General features: G+C 72.8%; 15 protein-coding genes. 9 read left to right on the top strand and 6 right to left on the bottom strand.

Annotation, left to right across the window (positions count from 1 at the left end):
- The first annotated feature begins 258 nt into the window (after positions 1 to 258).
- A complete protein-coding gene (locus AB0K07_RS15095) occupies positions 259 to 1188 on the top strand; it encodes a diacylglycerol kinase family protein (RefSeq protein ID WP_363755320.1) in 930 nt (309 codons plus the stop codon).
- 31 nt (positions 1189 to 1219) lie between these two features.
- Here AB0K07_RS15095 and AB0K07_RS15100 read toward each other — a convergent pair whose 3' ends face one another.
- The gene (locus tag AB0K07_RS15100) at positions 1220 to 2146 is read right to left on the bottom strand and encodes a 5'-3' exonuclease (RefSeq protein WP_363755322.1); all 927 of its coding nucleotides are present in this window, start codon (positions 2144 to 2146) and stop codon (positions 1220 to 1222) included.
- Between the two features lie 161 nt (positions 2147 to 2307).
- On the opposite strand from AB0K07_RS15100, the gene AB0K07_RS15105 reads away from it, so the two are divergent.
- Positions 2308 to 3408 (top strand): DUF4037 domain-containing protein, encoded by a 1101-nt coding sequence (locus AB0K07_RS15105; RefSeq protein ID WP_363755324.1) that lies wholly within the window; start codon positions 2308 to 2310, stop codon positions 3406 to 3408.
- Here AB0K07_RS15105 and AB0K07_RS15110 read toward each other — a convergent pair.
- The gene (locus AB0K07_RS15110; RefSeq protein WP_363755326.1) at positions 3389 to 4666 is read right to left on the bottom strand and encodes an MFS transporter; all 1278 of its coding nucleotides are present in this window, start codon (positions 4664 to 4666) and stop codon (positions 3389 to 3391) included. The two genes, AB0K07_RS15105 and AB0K07_RS15110, sit on opposite strands and share 20 nt — an antisense overlap.
- A gap of 84 nt (positions 4667 to 4750) precedes the next feature.
- Between AB0K07_RS15110 and AB0K07_RS15115 the strand changes: the two genes are divergently transcribed.
- A complete protein-coding gene (locus AB0K07_RS15115; protein WP_363755328.1) occupies positions 4751 to 5635 on the top strand; it encodes a winged helix-turn-helix transcriptional regulator in 885 nt (294 codons plus the stop codon).
- Positions 5636 to 5697: 62 nt separating this feature from the next.
- On the opposite strand, the gene AB0K07_RS15120 is transcribed toward AB0K07_RS15115, so the two are convergent.
- Positions 5698 to 7068 (bottom strand): glycosyl hydrolase family 18 protein, encoded by a 1371-nt coding sequence (locus tag AB0K07_RS15120; protein WP_363755330.1) that lies wholly within the window; start codon positions 7066 to 7068, stop codon positions 5698 to 5700.
- A 216-nt stretch (positions 7069 to 7284) separates the two neighbouring features.
- Here AB0K07_RS15120 and AB0K07_RS15125 point away from each other — a divergent pair, with 216 nt between their 5' ends.
- The 3 genes from AB0K07_RS15125 to AB0K07_RS15135 all read left to right on the top strand — a co-directional run bounded on the left by AB0K07_RS15125 (position 7285) and on the right by AB0K07_RS15135 (position 10163).
- Positions 7285 to 8400: a Xaa-Pro peptidase family protein gene (locus tag AB0K07_RS15125; protein ID WP_363755332.1), complete on the top strand. Its 1116-nt coding sequence runs from the start codon at positions 7285 to 7287 to the stop codon at positions 8398 to 8400.
- Entirely contained in the window at positions 8397 to 9539 is a 1143-nt protein-coding gene (locus AB0K07_RS15130; protein ID WP_363755334.1) for an acyl-CoA dehydrogenase family protein, read from the top strand. Before AB0K07_RS15125 ends, AB0K07_RS15130 begins: the two co-directional genes overlap by 4 nt.
- A gap of 117 nt (positions 9540 to 9656) precedes the next feature.
- A complete protein-coding gene (locus AB0K07_RS15135; RefSeq protein WP_363755336.1) occupies positions 9657 to 10163 on the top strand; it encodes an Lrp/AsnC family transcriptional regulator in 507 nt (168 codons plus the stop codon).
- Here AB0K07_RS15135 and AB0K07_RS15140 read toward each other — a convergent pair.
- Positions 10093 to 10704: a histidine phosphatase family protein gene (locus AB0K07_RS15140; protein ID WP_363755338.1), complete on the bottom strand. Its 612-nt coding sequence runs from the start codon at positions 10702 to 10704 to the stop codon at positions 10093 to 10095. The two genes, AB0K07_RS15135 and AB0K07_RS15140, sit on opposite strands and share 71 nt — an antisense overlap.
- Before the next feature lie 174 nt (positions 10705 to 10878).
- On the opposite strand from AB0K07_RS15140, the gene AB0K07_RS15145 reads away from it, so the two are divergent.
- The 3 genes from AB0K07_RS15145 to AB0K07_RS15155 all read left to right on the top strand — a co-directional run bounded on the left by AB0K07_RS15145 (position 10879) and on the right by AB0K07_RS15155 (position 12500).
- A complete protein-coding gene (locus AB0K07_RS15145) occupies positions 10879 to 11073 on the top strand; it encodes a CsbD family protein (protein WP_363755340.1) in 195 nt (64 codons plus the stop codon).
- A 75-nt stretch (positions 11074 to 11148) separates the two neighbouring features.
- Complete coding sequence (locus AB0K07_RS15150; protein ID WP_363755342.1) at positions 11149 to 11490, top strand: YnfA family protein; 342 nt, start codon at positions 11149 to 11151, stop codon at positions 11488 to 11490.
- 65 nt (positions 11491 to 11555) lie between these two features.
- Complete coding sequence (locus AB0K07_RS15155; RefSeq protein WP_363755344.1) at positions 11556 to 12500, top strand: polysaccharide deacetylase family protein; 945 nt, start codon at positions 11556 to 11558, stop codon at positions 12498 to 12500.
- Positions 12501 to 12707: 207 nt separating this feature from the next.
- Here AB0K07_RS15155 and AB0K07_RS15160 read toward each other — a convergent pair whose 3' ends face one another.
- Positions 12708 to 13520, bottom strand: a complete 813-nt coding sequence (locus AB0K07_RS15160; protein WP_363755346.1) for a CHRD domain-containing protein — start codon at positions 13518 to 13520, stop codon at positions 12708 to 12710.
- A gap of 555 nt (positions 13521 to 14075) precedes the next feature.
- Positions 14076 to 15017, bottom strand: coding sequence for a low temperature requirement protein A (locus AB0K07_RS15165; protein ID WP_363755348.1), 942 nt, complete (start codon positions 15015 to 15017; stop codon positions 14076 to 14078).
- Positions 15018 to 15063 lie beyond the last annotated feature (46 nt).

Below are 15063 nucleotides of genomic sequence, written 5' to 3' on the forward strand. Positions count from 1 at the left end.
CGGCGTCGGCGTGACGTCCGGGTCCGCCGGCGGCTCGTACGGCACGGCGCTGCCCTTGACGTACTCGTCCCAGCTCATGTTCCAGTCGGTCCATGCCGTCAGCCGCAATCTGGTTCCGCGACGGTGCCGACGTCCAGGAGGCCCCGGCAGCCACCCGAACCGAGTTCCCTTCGGGGACGACGTGACGTGTGTCCATGTGGAGCGCGACGAGGCCAAGTGAGGTTTTCGCCCCACCATCCGACGATAGGCTCCGGCCCTATGCGAACGAAGCCGGAGCTGAGCGCTGCCATCCGACGGGAGCGGCGCGCGGCGCTCGTCGTCAACGCCCACTCCCGCCACGGCCGCCGCCTCTACGAGCGTGCTCGGGATCGGCTCACCGCCGCCGGGTTCACGTTGCTGGCCACGTACCCCGTCGAGGTGCCCGCGGACCTTGAGCAGTGCCTCGCGGCTGCGGCCGATCTCGAGCCGGACCTCCTGATCGCGGGCGGCGGCGACGGCACGATCAGCACCGCCGCGCGGCTGCTCGCGCACCGCGACATCGCGCTGGGCCTGCTGCCGCTGGGCACCACCAACAACTTCGCGCGCACCGTGGGCGTGCCACTCCACCTGGACGCGGCCGTGGCGGTCCTCGCCCAGGGCAAGGTGATCGACGTCGACCTCGGCCTCGTGGGCAGCAGGCGGTTCACCAACCACGTCGGCATCGGCCTGTCCGCCGACGTGATGCTCAGGACACCGCCGCGTCTCAAGCGGGCCACCGGCCGGCTCGCGTACCCGGCCACCGCCCTCACGCTGCTGACGCGGCACCGTCCGCTGCGCGCCCTGGTGCGCGCGGAGGGGCGGGAGCACGAGTTCGTCACCCACCAGCTGTACGTGGCGAACGGCGGCTTCCACGCCGGCCGGCCGATCACCGCGGACGCGGACGCCGACGACCGGCTCCTCGTCGCCTATCCGGTGGGCGGCCGAGCGCGCCACGAGCTGCTGCGGGACACGGCCCGTAACGCCGCGACCGGGCATCGCCGCATGCTCGGCGACGAGCCGTTCCTCGCCGTCCGCCAGCTCTGGCTGGAGACCGACCGGCCCGCGCCGGTGGAGGTCGACGGCGAACTGTACGGCGAGACCCCGATCCGGATCGGCCTGGACGCCAACGCGCTACGCATCATGGCTCCCGCCCACAGCCCGGATCGTTAGGCGGGGGCGGGACGCCACGGAGCGCCGGTGGTCAGGTGTCGGCGCGGGCGGCGAGGGCGTCCACCAGGCGGCGGGCGGAGCCGGCCAGGTTCCACGTGCCGGCGAGTTCCAGCAGTCGGTCCGGGTCGGCGGGGGTGGTCGGCAGCGCGGTGGGCAGCTCCGGCAGGGGGACGTCCAGTGCGACCCGGACCACCGTCGGCGCGACCGCCAGGTAGTCGCGGGCGGCGGCCAGCTTGGCCCGCAGACCCGGTGCGAAGGCCGAGCCCGAGTCGTCCAGGGCGGCCAGGATGCCGGCGATGCTGCCGTACCGCTCGATGAGTCGGGCGGCGGTCTTCTCGCCGACGCCCGGCACCCCGGGCAACCCGTCGCTGGGGTCGCCGCGCAGCGCGGCGAAGTCGGCGTACCGGTCGGCCGGCACCCCGTAGCGGGCCCGCACCGCGGCGTCGTCGCAGTCGTCGAGCTTGGCCACGCCCCGCCCGACGTAGAGCAGCCGGACCGGTCGGGCGTCGTCGACGAGCTGGAACAGGTCCCGGTCGCCGGAGACCACCTCCACCGGGCCCGGCTGGGTCACCGAGAGCGTGCCCAGCACGTCGTCGGCCTCGTAGCCGGTCGCGCCGACGGCGGTGATGCCGACCGCGGCCAGCACCTCCAGGATCATCGGCACCTGCGGGGAGAGCGTGTCCGGTACGACCTCGCCACCCTGCGGGGCCACCCGGTGCGCCTTGTACGACGGCAGCAGGTCGACCCGCCACGCCGGGCGCCAGTCGTAGTCCAGTGCGCAGACCATCCGGTCCGCGCCGCGACCCCGGATGAGGGTGGCGAGCATGTCGAGGAAGCCGCGCACCGCGTTGACCGGGGTGCCGTCCTCGGCCCGGGCGGCGGACTCCGGGATGCCGAAGTAGGCCCGGAAGTAGAGGCTGGGTGCGTCGATCAGCAGGATCGGGGATCGGTGTGCCACGCCCGACAGCCTGGCACAGCCCACCGACGATCAGGGGTACGCCCGGCCGCCGTCGCGCGGCGCCCGACTCGGGGCGCTCCGACCCAGGCTATGGCCCCCGGTGCCGCCGGACCTGGGAAACCGCGGTGCGGGCTCCCGCTCGGGCGGCGCAGACTGCCAGTGTGGCGTTTCTTCCCGGTCTGACGCTCGCCCGCCGCTACCACGACGAGGTGATCGCACCGATCCTGCGCCACCGCTTCCCGGCGCTGCGGTACGCGGCGGGCCTGCTGGACGGCGGCTCGGAGCTGCTGGGCCTGGACACCGCGCGGTCCACCGACCACGACTGGGGGCCGCGCGTGCAGGTGTTCGTCATGGCCACCGATGCCGCCCGGATTCCCGGTCTTCGTGCGGCGCTGGACGCCGACCTGCCAGCGGAGTTCCTCGGCTGGCCGACCCGCTTCGCCGGCGACGACGGGCGGCTGGGCGTCGTCGATCCGGCGGGCACGCGGCACGGGGTCGGCGTCGACGAGCTGGCTGGTTGGTGCCGCCACCGACTGGGCTTCGACCCGGCGGTCGGTGTCAGCACGGCGGACTGGCTGGCCACCCCCACCCAGCGGCTGGCGGAGGTCACCGGCGGCGCGGTCTTCCACGACGGCCTCGACGGCGCGCTAACGGCGCGCCGGGCCGCGCTGGCCTGGTATCCGTCGGACGTGTGGCGGCACGTGCTTGCTGCGGCGTGGACCCGGATCGCGCAGGCGGAGCACCTGCCCGGCCGGTGCGCCGAGGTCGGCGACGAGTTGGGCAGCCGGATGGTCACCGCCGGCCTGGCCCGGGACCTGATGCGACTCGGCCTGCTGCTGCACCGGCGCTGGCCGCCGTACGACAAGTGGCTCGGCACGGTCTTCGGCGGCCTGCCCGGCGCGGCGCCGGTGGTCGCGGCGCTGACCCACGCCCTCGGCCCGGGCGACTGGACCCGGCGCCAGGCCGGGTTGGTGGCGGCGCTGGAGGCGGTGGCCCGGTGGACCGACGAGACCGGGCTCGCGGCACCGGTGCACGCCCGTGCCCGGCTGTTCCACCACCGCCCGTTTCTGGTGCTGCACGCCGAGCGGATCGCCGCCGGGCTCCGCGCCGGCGTGACCGACCCCGCGCTGCGCGACCGGCCGCCGCTGGGTGCGGTCGACCAGTACGTGCACAGCGTCGAGGTGCTCACCCACGCCGACCGGGTCCGCCGGCTGGCCGACAGCCTCTGGTCCGGCGCCGTGGTCACCGATCCCCGACGGTGACCGCTGGTGCGGCGGGTCGCGGCGGCTCGTCGTTCCGGTCGTGGTCGGTGAGGTCACGCAGGTGCCGGACGGGGGAGAACAGCAGCGCCAGCGGCGCGCCCACCGCCGCTGCCGCGAAGACGAACAGGGTGGCCCGCGCGCCGAGCGGGCCGGCCAGCGCGCCGGCGACGAGGCCGCCGACCGGGATCGCGCCCCAGGAGACGAACCGGACGGTCGCCATCACCCGGGAGAGCAGGTCGGGTGGGCTGGCGATCTGCCGGTAGGTCCGGGTGGTCACGCTGAGCACCACCGTCCCGAGGGAGAAGACGACGTTGCCGGCGGCGAAGGCGGCGTACGCCGGCCAGCCGGTGCCCCAGGGGATCAGGAACGCCCCGGCGACCGTGGTGAACCCGGAGGCGATCAGCGCGCGGGCGGTGCCGATCCGGGCGGTGATCCGGTTGGTGAGCGCCGCCCCGACCAGCGCGCCGACTCCCTCGACGGCGAGCAGCACCCCGACCAGGCCGGCCGGGGCGTGCAGCTCGCGGACCAGGTAGAGCGGGTACAGCGCGAACTGCGCGCCGCAGACGAAGTTCATGGCCGTGGCGGCCCACATGCCGGGCCCCATCACCGGGTGGTACGCGACGAAGCGCCAACCCTCGCGGATCAGCTCGCCGACGGGTGGCCAGCGGTCCGGAGCGTCGTCGCGGCGGGCGGGCAGGGTGCGCAGCAGCGCCGCCGAGACGAGGTAGCTGGCCGAGTCGACGAGCAGGGTGGGCACCGCCCCGAGTGCCTGCACGGCGAGCCCGCCGAGCGACGGGCCGCTGAGCTGGGTGGCGGCGTGGGTGGCCGAGGTGAGGCTGTTGCGGGACTGCAACTGCTCGCGGTCCACGATGCTGGGCAGGAAGGTGGAGTTGGCCACGTCGAAGAGCACGTTGGCGAAGCTGACCACCAGCGCGGTGACGACGAGGTGCGCGACGGTGAGGTGCCCCCACCACCAGGCCAGTGGGATGGACGCGACGGCGGCCGCGCGGGCCAGGTCGGCACCCACCTGGGCGCCGCGCAGCGGCAGCCGCTGCACGATGACGCCGGCGGGCAGGCCGATCACGATCCAGGCGATGTAGCTGGCCGCGGCGATCAGACCCATCTGGAACGCGGTGGCGTCGAGCACGGTGAGCGCGGTCAGCGGCAGGGCGACCGCGCCGACCGCCGACCCGACCATGCTGGTCGTGCCGGCGGCCCACCATCGCCAGAACACTCCGGCTCGTTCTCGGACGTGCATGTCGTCCGCCCCCGTTCACCCGATCCAGTGCGTTCCAATCTGGAACGGACTATAGTCGAGGTCCGTACGGAATGGGGGTGGCGGGTGCGGCGGGAAGATCTTGCCGACGCGGACTGCGGCATCGCCCAGGCGCTCGGCGTCCTGGGGGACTGGTGGACGTTCCTCATCGTGCGCGACGTCGCCGGCGGGACGACCCGCTTCGACGCCCTCCAGCGCGAGTTGGGCGTCAGCCGGCGGTCGCTGACCGAACGCCTCGCCGCGCTGGTCGAGCACGGTGTGCTGGAGCGTCGGCCGTACTCGCAGCACCCACCGCGCTTCGACTACCTGCTCACCGCCAAGGGCGCGGGGCTGCTGCCGGTGCTGATCGCTCTACAGGACTGGGGGACGAGACACCTGATGGGTGATGGTGAGCTGACCGCGACCGCCGACGCGGCGTCGGCCGAGACTCGCCGGGTGCACCACCTGATCGGGCGACGGCTGCCCGAGGTCGTGCTGTCCGGCGCCGACGGCCAGCCGGTCGCGGTGGGCGCCCCCGACGGCTGGAGCGTCCTCTACTTCTTCCCGGGGGCGTACGCGCCGGGGATCGTGGACAGCTACCCGCCGGGCTGGGCGGACATCCCCGGCGCCCGGGGCTGCACGCTGGAGTCGACCACGTACGCCGACCGGTATCCGAAGTTTCGGGACGCGGGGGCGCGGGTGTGGGGGATCAGCACCCAGCGGCCGGACCAGCTCGCCGCCTTCGCCGCGTACGCCGGGCTGCCGTTCCCGCTGCTGTCCGACGAGGACGGCCGACTCGGCGCGGGGCTGCTGTTGCCCACCTTCCGGGCCGGCGGCGTCACCCGGTTCAAGCGGCTGACGCTGCTGGTCGACCCGACGGCGGTGGTCCGCGCGGTGCAGTTCCCGGTCACCGATCCGGCCGGCTCGGTGGACGAGATGCTCGACGTGGTCCGCGAGCACCGCGCCGCCTGACCGAGCCAGGTGCACGGAAGGGCTCCCCGCGGTCGCGCGGGGAGCCCTTCCGTGTCACACCGTCAGGCCGGGAGGGTCCAGCGCTGGTTGGCGCCGGCGAAGCAGTCCCAGATCTGTAACCGGGTGCCGTCGGCGGAGCTGTTGCCGGTGGCGTCCAGGCACTTGTTCGACTGCGGGTTGCGCAGCGTGCCGTTGGACTGGGCCTGCCAGACCTGCGCGCCGCTGCCGTTGCAGTCCCAGAGTTGGACCTTCGCGCCGTTGGCGGTGGAGCCGCTGGCGATGTCGGCGCACTTGCCGAGGGCGCGCAGCGTGCCGTTGCTGGCCACGGTCCAGCTCTGCGCGGTGGTGCCGTTGCAGCCCCACAACTGGATGGCGGTGCCGTTGGCGCTGCTCGCCGAGGCCACGTCGACGCACTTGCCGCCGATGCCGGTGATCGGACCGGTACGGCCGCTCGGCGGCGGGGTGGTGCCGCCCATGATGGTGTCGTACATGGCGCTGACCAGCGACGTCGAGCCGGTGGTGTCCTGCGACAGCTCCCAGTTCATCACGCCGCCGGCGTTGGCCAGGGCCCACTGCGTCTTGCGCTTGACCGTCGGCACGCCGTTGTAGCACTGCTGCGCGCCGCCCACGGTGGTGCAGTCCCGGTTGGCGTTGGCCGGGTCCATCCCGACCAGCGCCGAGTAGGTGTAGTAGCCGGGGCGGCTGTAGAACGGGATGCCGAGGACGGCCTTGCCGGCCGGCAGGCCGCGCGACTTCCACAGGTTGACGCTGGCGATCGACCAGTCGTAGTTGGCGTGTGGGCTGCCGCCGTCGTACGCCATGATGTTGAGCCAGTCGACCTGGGCGAACACGGCCGTCTGTACGCCGTCGACGTTGTATCCCTCGGAGACCACGGCGGCGGTGAGCAGCTTGCCGCGGCTGTGCATGGCGCTGCCGAGCTGCGTCATGAGCTGGGTGTAGTTGTTCGCCGAGGCGCCCGGGTCCGGGTACTCCCAGTCCATGTCGACGCCGTCGAGGTTGTACTGGTTGACGAAGTTGACCAGGTTGTTGACGAAGTTGGTCCGGCTGCCGGCGTTGGCCGCGAGGGCCTCGAAGGCGGAGTCGTTGCCGTCGTTCCAGCCGCCGACGGCGATCGACACCCGGACGTTGTTGGCGTGCGCGAGCGAGACCAGCGAGGAGAGCTTGCTCGGGTTCTCCACCGGGCGCAGGCTGCCGTCGTTGTTGGGCAGCACGAACGCGTAGTTGATGTGGGTGAGCTTGTTGTACTGGACGGTGTTGACGTTGCCGGCCCAGGAGGGCATGTAGCCGACGCTCTTGAAGTTGTTGGGCAGCACCACGGCCTGCGCGGCGGTGGGGGCGAGGGTCAGGGTGGCGCTGGCGGTGGCCAGGGCGAGCAGGCCGGCGGCGAGGGCGCGGCGCAGTGGTGAGGACATCGGGGGCCTTCCCGTGGGCGGGGGACGACAGCCGCCCGCGCAGGGTCGTCGCGGGCGGTCGGTGGGGGACGCAGGAACGGGTGGGCCTCGAGGCAGCCAAATCTTAAAGAGTGTTAACTGTCCGAGTCAATCAACATCGGTGGATTTCCCGGGCGTCCGTCCTCCGGGCAGTGCGCCGGCTCCCGGCATTGCCCGAACGACCGTTAAGCTGGCGACGTGGGAATCGAGGGCTTGTATCCGTCCGACCGGCTGATCGCCGCGCAGCGCGCCACGGCCGCCGCCGGTCTGGACGCCCTGCTGCTCACCCCCGGCTCCGACCTGCGCTACCTGACCGGGTACGACGCCCACGCGGGGGAGCGGCTGACCTGCCTGGTGCTACCCGCCGAGGGCGAGCCGACGCTGATCGTGCCGACGCTGGAGCGGCCGGCCGCGGAGGCGTCCCCGGCGCCGGCCACCGGGGTGCGCATCGTCGACCATTCCGACGGCACCGACCCGTACCCCCTGGTCGTCGCCGCCCTCGACGGCCCGCCCGCGGCGGTCGGGCTGGCCGACCGGATGTGGGCCGAGCAGGTGCTCGCGCTGCGGGCGGCACTGCCCGGCGCGGCGCAGCGGCTCGCCGGCGAGGTGCTGCGCGAGCTGCGGATCCGCAAGTCCCCGGCGGAGATCGCGGCGCTCGCCGAGGCCGGAGCGGCGATCGACGAGGTGCACCTGCGGATGGGGGAGTGGCTGCGCCCCGGGCGCACCGAGGCCGAGGTGGCCACCGACATCGCGGCGGCGATCCGGTCCGCCGGGCACGTCAGGGTGGACTTCGTGATCGTGGCGGCCGGGCCGAACGGGGCCAGCCCGCACCACGGCACCTCCGACCGCCCGATCGGCGCCGGCGAGCCGGTGGTGGTGGACATCGGCGGCACCATGGCCTCGGGCTACCGCTCGGACTGCACCCGCACGTACGTCGCGGGCGGGCCGGCGCCGGCCGACTTCCTGGACTACTACGCGGTGCTGCGCGACGCCCAACGGGCCGCGGTGGCGGCCGTGCGGCCCGCGGTCAGCGGAGCGGAGGCCGACGCCGCCGCCCGGGAGCCGATCACCGCCGCCGGCTACGGCCCCGCGTTCCTGCACCGCACCGGCCACGGCATCGGCCTGGACGGTCACGAGGAGCCCTACCTGGTGGCCGGCAACGACCGGCCGCTGGAGCCCGGCATGGCGTTCTCCATCGAACCGGGCATCTACCTGGCGGGCCGACACGGCGCCCGCATCGAGGACATCGTCGTCTGCACGACGGACGGCGTGCAGCGGCTCAACACCACCCCCACGGAGCTCATCGCGCTATGACTGTCGACCGGATCCTCCCCACCGACGAGGCCCACGACCTGCTGGACCTCGCCACCGAACTCGCCGACCGCGAGCTCGCGCCGAAGGCCGGCGGCTTCGAGGAGCGTGCCGAGTTCCCCCGCGAGGTGCTGCGGACCCTCGGCCGGGCCGGCCTGCTCGGCCTGCCGTACCCGGAGGAGCACGGCGGCGCCGCGCAGCCGTACGAGGTGTACCTGCAGGTGCTGGAGATCCTGGCCAGCCGCTGGCTCGCGGTCGCCGAGGCGGTCAGCGTGCACACCCTGTCCTGCCACCCGGTGGCGGCGTTCGGCAGCGACGAGCAGCGCAAGCTGCTGCCGGACATGCTCGGCGGCGAACTGCTCGGCGCGTACTGCCTCTCCGAGCCGCAGGGCGGCTCCGACGCGGCGGCGCTGAGCACCCGGGCGGTCCGCGACGGCGACGCGTACGTCCTCTCCGGCACCAAGGCGTGGATCACCCATGCCCGGACCGCCGACTTCTACAACGTCTTCTGCCGCACCGGCGGGCCCGGCCCGAAGGGCATCTCCTGCCTGCTCGCCGACGCGGGCACCGCCGGCATCACGCCGCAGGCGGCCGAGCGGACCATGGGGCTGCGCTCCTCACCGGTGGCGCAGATCGCGTTCGACGGGGCGCGGGTGCCGGCCGATCGGCTGATCGGCGGCGAGGGCGCGGGCTTCACCATCGCGATGTCCGCGTTGGACTCGGGCCGGCTGGGCATCGCGGCCTGTGCGGTCGGGCTGGCCCAGGCCGCGCTGGACTACGCGATCGGGTACGCGCGGGAGCGGCAGCAGTTCGGTCGGGCGATCATCGACTTCCAGGGGTTGGGCTTCACCCTCGCCGACGCGGCCACCCAGATCTCCGCCGCCCGCGCGCTGACCCTTGCGGCGGCCCGGCTGCGCGACGCCGGGCGGCCGTACTCGATCGAGGCGGCCAAGGCGAAGCTCTTCGCCACCGACATGGCGATGCGGGTGACGACCGACGCGGTGCAGGTGCTCGGTGGGGCCGGCTACGTGGCCGACCACCCGGTGGAGCGGTACATGCGCGAGGCCAAGGTGCTGCAGATCGTGGAGGGCACCAACCAGATCCAGCGGATGGTCATCTCCCGGGCCCTCGCCAAGGGCTGAGCACGGGTCGACGACGCGTGGTGGCGCGGCTGCGGTGGGTTCACCGCGGCCCGCCGTCGGCGCCGTCCGGTGGGAGCGTCATCGCCGTCGCGCGTTTTTCCCGGTAGGTTGCTCGCCGTGGAGGAGATCGACCGCGCCATCGTCGCAGCGTTGAGCGCTGACGGCCGCCTGTCGTACACCGACCTGGCCGAGAAGGTGGGGCTGTCGGTGTCCGCTGTGCACCAGCGGGTGCGCCGGCTCGAGCAGCGCGGGGTGATCAAGGGGTACGCCGCCCGGGTCTCCTTCGAGGCGCTGGACCTGCCGTTGACCGCGTTCGTGGCGATCCGCCCGTTCGACCCGTCCCAGCCGGACGACGCGCCGGAGCGACTGGCCCACCTGCCCGAGATCGACTCCTGCTACTCGGTGGCGGGGGAGGACTTCTACATGCTGCTGGTGCGGGTGGCCAGCCCGGCCGACCTGGAGCGGGTGCTCCAGGAGATCCGCATGTCGGCGAACGTGACCACCCGGACCACCGTGGTGCTGTCCACCCCGTACGAGAACCGGCCGCCGAAGATCAGTGCCGCGCCACCGAGTCGGTCGCGGTCCCGGGTGCCGGAGGAGCCGGCTGGTTCCACCGCAGGATGACCTGCCGGCCGTGTTCGTGACCGAGCACGCTGACCGTGGCGGTGTCCAACCGCAGCCGTCCGCCGGCGGACGGGGGCAGGCCGATCCAGCGGGCGCCGAGCACCCGCAGGCTGTGCGCGTGGCCGACCAGCGCCACGGTGCCCCGGTCGAGCAGCGGCGTGACCCGGGTCAGCACCCGGTCGAGGCGGGCGCCCACCTGCGCGGGTGACTCGCCGCCGGGGCAGCCGTCGGTCCAGATGTTCCAGTGCGGGTCGTCCTCGTGGATGTCGACGGTGGTGCGTCCCTCGTACTCGCCGTAGTTCCACTCGCTGAGGTCCTCGTCGACGGCGTCGACGGTGAGCCCGGCCAGCTGCGCGGTGCGCAGCGCCCGCGAGCGGGGACTGGCCAGCACGGTGACGAATCGCCGGCCGGCCAGGAACGCGGCGAGGGTGCGGGCCTGCCGCTCGCCGTCGGGGGTCAGCTCCAGATCGGTGTACGAGGTGTGCCGCCGCGTGGCGCTCCAGGTCGTCTCGCCGTGCCGGATCAGCAGGAGCTCTCCCATGCGGCCAGTTAACCATCGCGGACAGGGCGGCATCCGGCGGGCGCCGATGCCGCCTCCCGCCACTCAACCTATCTTCCTAGGATGCGCTACGCGGTGTGCCGCCCGGCACCGCCGGTTTCGGCACCCGCAGACCGGGCAAGCGAGCGGGAAGAGACGCCAGACCGAGGAGGCGCGATGAGCTTCACCGAGAAGGCACGGAACAAGGTCGAGCAGATGGCCGGTGCCGCGAAGGAGCGGATCGGCGACGTGACCGACAACGAGCAGATGCGTGGCGAGGGCGCCAGCCAGCAGAGCGACGCGCGCGCCAAGCAGGCTGGTCAGAACGTGAAGGACGCTGGTCGCAACGTGAAGGAATCGTTCACGAAGTGACCTGAGCGGTCCCAGCGGGTCCCCGGGCGACACTGCGCCCGGGGACCCGCTGCGCGTTCCGGCTAGGGTCGCCAGGTGACCGTGCTTCGTTCCCTGGTGTTGTTCGCGCTGGCCGCGCTGGCCGAGATCGGCGGCGCCTGGCTGGTCTGGCAGGGCTGGCGGGAGCAGCGCGGCCTGTGGTGGATCGCCGCCGGCGTGGTCGCGCTGGGCTGCTACGGCTTCGTCGCCACGTTCCAGCCGGACGCGCACTTCGGCCGGATCCTGGCCGCGTACGGCGGGGTGTTCGTGGCGGGTTCGCTGGGCTGGGCGATGGTGGTGGACGGGTTCCGCCCGGACCGGTGGGACCTGGCGGGTGCGGCGCTCTGCCTGCTCGGCGTCGCGGTCATCATGTACGCCCCGCGCGGCGGTCCCGCGTAACGGTCCCACCCGCTGAACGCTCTGCGGGGCAGTGAAGGCCCTTCGCGTCTGGGATGATCTTCCGCGTGATCCGACCTCGGTTGCGTCCGCTGCTCGGCGTACTGGTCGCGGCGGGCATCCTGGCCAGCGCGGCGTCCGCGATCGCTCTTTCCGGGGCGCCGTCGACGGATGCGCCGACCTTCGTCGGTCCGTCCGGGCACGCCGCCGTCCCGGAAGCACCGTCGGCCAGCGCGGGGGCCTCGTCGGGCAGCGCGGGAGCGCCGTCGAGCAACCCCGGCGCTACCGCCCAGGCACCCGCGCCGGCAGCCACCGTCCCCGGATCGACGCGCGTGGGGAGCCGGCCGCCGGTGGTGGATCACGGGCCGCGTGCCGGCAACCGGGTCGCGTTGACCTTCGACGCGGACATGACCGACGGGATGCTGCACAACCTGCGCACCGGTCGGGTGAAGTCCTACGCCAACCTGCGCATCATCGATCTGCTGGAGCGGGAGCAGGTCCCGGCCACCTTCTTCCTGACCGGCAAGTGGGTGGAGCGGTATCCGGAGGTGACCCGGCGGCTCGCCGGCAACCCGCGCTTCGAGTTGGCGAACCACACGTACGGGCACGAGGCGTTTACCGGCGACTGTTACGACCTGCCCCGGGTACGGGCGAACGGGATGACCGACAACGTGGCGAAGACCTTCCGGGCGATCGAGCCGTACGGCGGCCGGCAGACCCGGTACTTCCGCTTTCCGGGGCTCTGCCACGACGCGGCGGCGCTGTCCGCGCTCGCTCCGCTCGGGGTGACGGTGGTCGACGGGGACGTGGTCAGCGGTGATCCCTTCGCCACCGCCTGGCAGCCGATCGTGCGGGCGGTGCTGGACAACGTCCGCCCCGGATCGGTTGTGATCATGCATGTGACCGAGGCGAACGCCGCGATGACGGACGAGGCACTGCCGCTCATCCTGGCGGGGTTGCGCGAGCAGGGTCTGGTCCCGGCGACGCTGTCCGAGGTGCTGGCCGCTGCCTGACCGGCGCGCCCGTCCAGCCCCGAGATGTCGACACGGCCAGGCGGGTCGCTGCATCTGATGCCGGTCGTGTCGGCGAGCGTGATACCTCGGAGTCATATTGATACCGCAGGGGCATCACGCTCGTGATGGACCGACCGGTGCCTCGCCGTGGCGCGGAACGCCCAACCCTTGACGGGTTGGGCGTTCGTCCCGTCGCGAGGCGACAGGTCACTTCTCGTCGTTGGACTGATCGTCCCCGTGGTCGTGGCCCTTGTCCCGGTCCTCGTGGCCCTTGTCCCGGTCCTCGTGGTCCCGGTCCCAGTTCTTCTTGAACTCGTTCCAGCTCCGGTCCTCGTCGCCGCTCCACCACGAGTTCCGGCCCTCGTCGTCCTTGTCGCGGCCTCGGTTCTCGTCCTTCTGGTCCCGCTTGTCGTCGCTCTTGATCTGGCCGCGGATCTCGCCGTTCGGGAACTTCTTGGTGTGCACGTTCACGTAGGTGACACCGGCCTCGATCGCGTCGACGAGTTCGTCGAACTCGCCCGGCTCGATGCCCTGGTCGGCGGGCCCGACCACGTCATCGGGCTTGATGGTCCCCTTGATGGTGGCAGGGGCCTGGGGGCAGGACTGGACGTCGTGCGACGCGCCACCCTTCGCGTCCTTCAGGTTGGAGCAGAGGAAGACGGCGATGCCGCCGCTCTGGTGTCTCCCTCCGAAGTGGATGTGCGCCTGCTGGACGTCCTTCAGGTCCTTGTAGCTCAGCTCGAACTCGATCTTCTTGTCCCGTTCGTCGATCGTGGCTTCGAACCGGCCGGAGCCGGGCGTCGAGATCGGCTTTGGGTCTTCCTCGAAGCCGCTGAGTTTGGCCCGGACGTTCACGTCCTTGTTGTTGCGCGAGTCGCTCCAGTCCCGCGAGTCGTGCGAATCCCGCTTGTCGCCCGAGTCGTCCCGGCCGTCGCCCATGGCGGCGGTGCCGACGGCGGTTGCCGCCACTGCTGCGCTGGCCGCCATCGCGACCGCCCAGAGTCGGGTACGTCCCATCATTGCTGCTCCCTTCTTCGTAGGGTCCTGAGCCGCGGGATCACCGGCGGACGAACCACTCGTGACCGGACTCAGGCAGGCAAAGGTGCCGTGCGCCGGAGGGTCGTTGTCGGCGAGACCGTCCAGCACTCGGTTCGATTGGCACCCTTTGCGAAATTGTTCCACGTTCGCGGCAAAGGTGAGTCCGATTCCCTGATCCGGCCATCAGGGATCTTCGAGAGCTGTGGATCGGACTGGGCCCTGTGCGGCCCACCGGGCGGTTCGACGGGGCCCGACGAGGCTCGATGCGGCGGCCGGGGCATCCGCGCTGTTGCGGGGCGCAGCCGCTGGCTCACACGCCCTGGGCGGCATCCCTCACGTCAACGCCCCAGCACGATGCGCGTCGGCCGCCAGCATCAGCATCAGCACGGCGGTGACGGTGACGAGCTGCACGGTGGCGGGGAGGGCGACGCCGACCGGGATGGTGGCCAGCACCGCCAGCACCGCCAGCGCGGCGGTGGGGCGGGTGAGGGCGACGGGCAGGCGTAGGGCGCGGCGGACGGCGGAGACGCCGGTCAGCTAGAGCGCGACGCCGCCGCCGAGGCCCAGGGCGGCGCCGAGGGTGGCGGGCTGGTCGGGGTGGGCGACGGTGGCCTGCAGATCGGCGGCGGTGGGGATGACCCCGAGCAGCAGCAGGAAGTGGGGGAGGACGTAGGCACGGGCGGCCATTCGGCTGCGGGCGGCGGGTGCCGCTTCGGCGAGCGCGGTCTCGGCGGGGCGGGTGTCGGCGAAGTAGACCCACCAGAGGGCCGCGGGCAGGGCGAGGGCGAGCAGGATCGCGCCGGCCCGGGCGGCGGTGACCTCGTCGGCGGGGACGCCCATGCCGATGGCGACGACGGATTCGCCGAGGGCGACGATGACGAGCAGGCCGTGTCGTTCGACGAAGTGCGCCGGGCCGAGGTGGAAGGTGGCGGCGACACCGATCCACGAGTGGTGGGGGAGCAGGTAGGGCAGGACGGCCTGGACGAGTACGGCTGCGGCCCAGAGGGTGGGGACGGCGGGGCCGTCGAGCGCGGCGGCGGCCAGGATGAGCAGGGCGGCGCCGAGGTTGTAGGGGGCGAGTCGGAGTGCGCCGGCGCGGGCGTCGGAGCGCATGAACATGATGAGGTGGACGACGACCACGGCCAGGTAGCCGATGGCGAAGGTGAGGCCGGTGTCGGCGAGGGCGTCGGGCAGCGCGACGGCGGTGAGCAGGAAGCTGGCCATGCCGGCGAGGAGCAGCAGCTTGGCGGTGGTCTGCCGGGGTGGGACGTGGTTGGTGAGCCGGGCGTAGCCGGTGTAGAGGTACCAGAGCAGCCCGAAGATGAGCACGGTGCGGCTGAGGCCGGCCCAGGTCAGGTCCGCCTCGAGGGCGTGGGTGAGCTGGGTGATGGTGAGGACGAAGACGACGTCGAAGAAGACCTCGACGGGGGTGACCCGTTCGGCGGTGTGGTGTTCGGGGGCGGGCCGCCGGTGTCCCATGGTGGGGACCGTAGCCGTCCGGAATGGGCGACACCCCGGGAAGGGG

Origin of the sequence: Micromonospora sp. NPDC049301, from assembly GCF_040678715.1 — a bacterium.
Taxonomy (GTDB): Bacteria; Actinomycetota; Actinomycetes; order Mycobacteriales; family Micromonosporaceae; genus Micromonospora.

Bases quoted from the DNA above. Each gene is read 5' to 3' on its own strand.
- AB0K07_RS15095 (WP_363755320.1), top strand. From the start codon at position 259: ATGCGAACGAAGCCGGAGCTGAGCGCTGCCATCCGACGGGAGCGGCGC.
- AB0K07_RS15110 (WP_363755326.1), bottom strand. From the start codon at position 4,666: ATGCACGTCCGAGAACGAGCCGGAGTGTTCTGGCGATGGTGGGCCGCC.
- AB0K07_RS15120 (WP_363755330.1), bottom strand. From the start codon at position 7,068: ATGTCCTCACCACTGCGCCGCGCCCTCGCCGCCGGCCTGCTCGCCCTG.
- AB0K07_RS15130 (WP_363755334.1), top strand. From the start codon at position 8,397: ATGACTGTCGACCGGATCCTCCCCACCGACGAGGCCCACGACCTGCTG.
- AB0K07_RS15140 (WP_363755338.1), bottom strand. From the start codon at position 10,704: ATGGGAGAGCTCCTGCTGATCCGGCACGGCGAGACGACCTGGAGCGCC.
- AB0K07_RS15145 (WP_363755340.1), top strand. From the start codon at position 10,879: ATGAGCTTCACCGAGAAGGCACGGAACAAGGTCGAGCAGATGGCCGGT.
- AB0K07_RS15160 (WP_363755346.1), bottom strand. From the start codon at position 13,520: ATGATGGGACGTACCCGACTCTGGGCGGTCGCGATGGCGGCCAGCGCA.
- AB0K07_RS15165 (WP_363755348.1), bottom strand. From the start codon at position 15,017: ATGGGACACCGGCGGCCCGCCCCCGAACACCACACCGCCGAACGGGTC.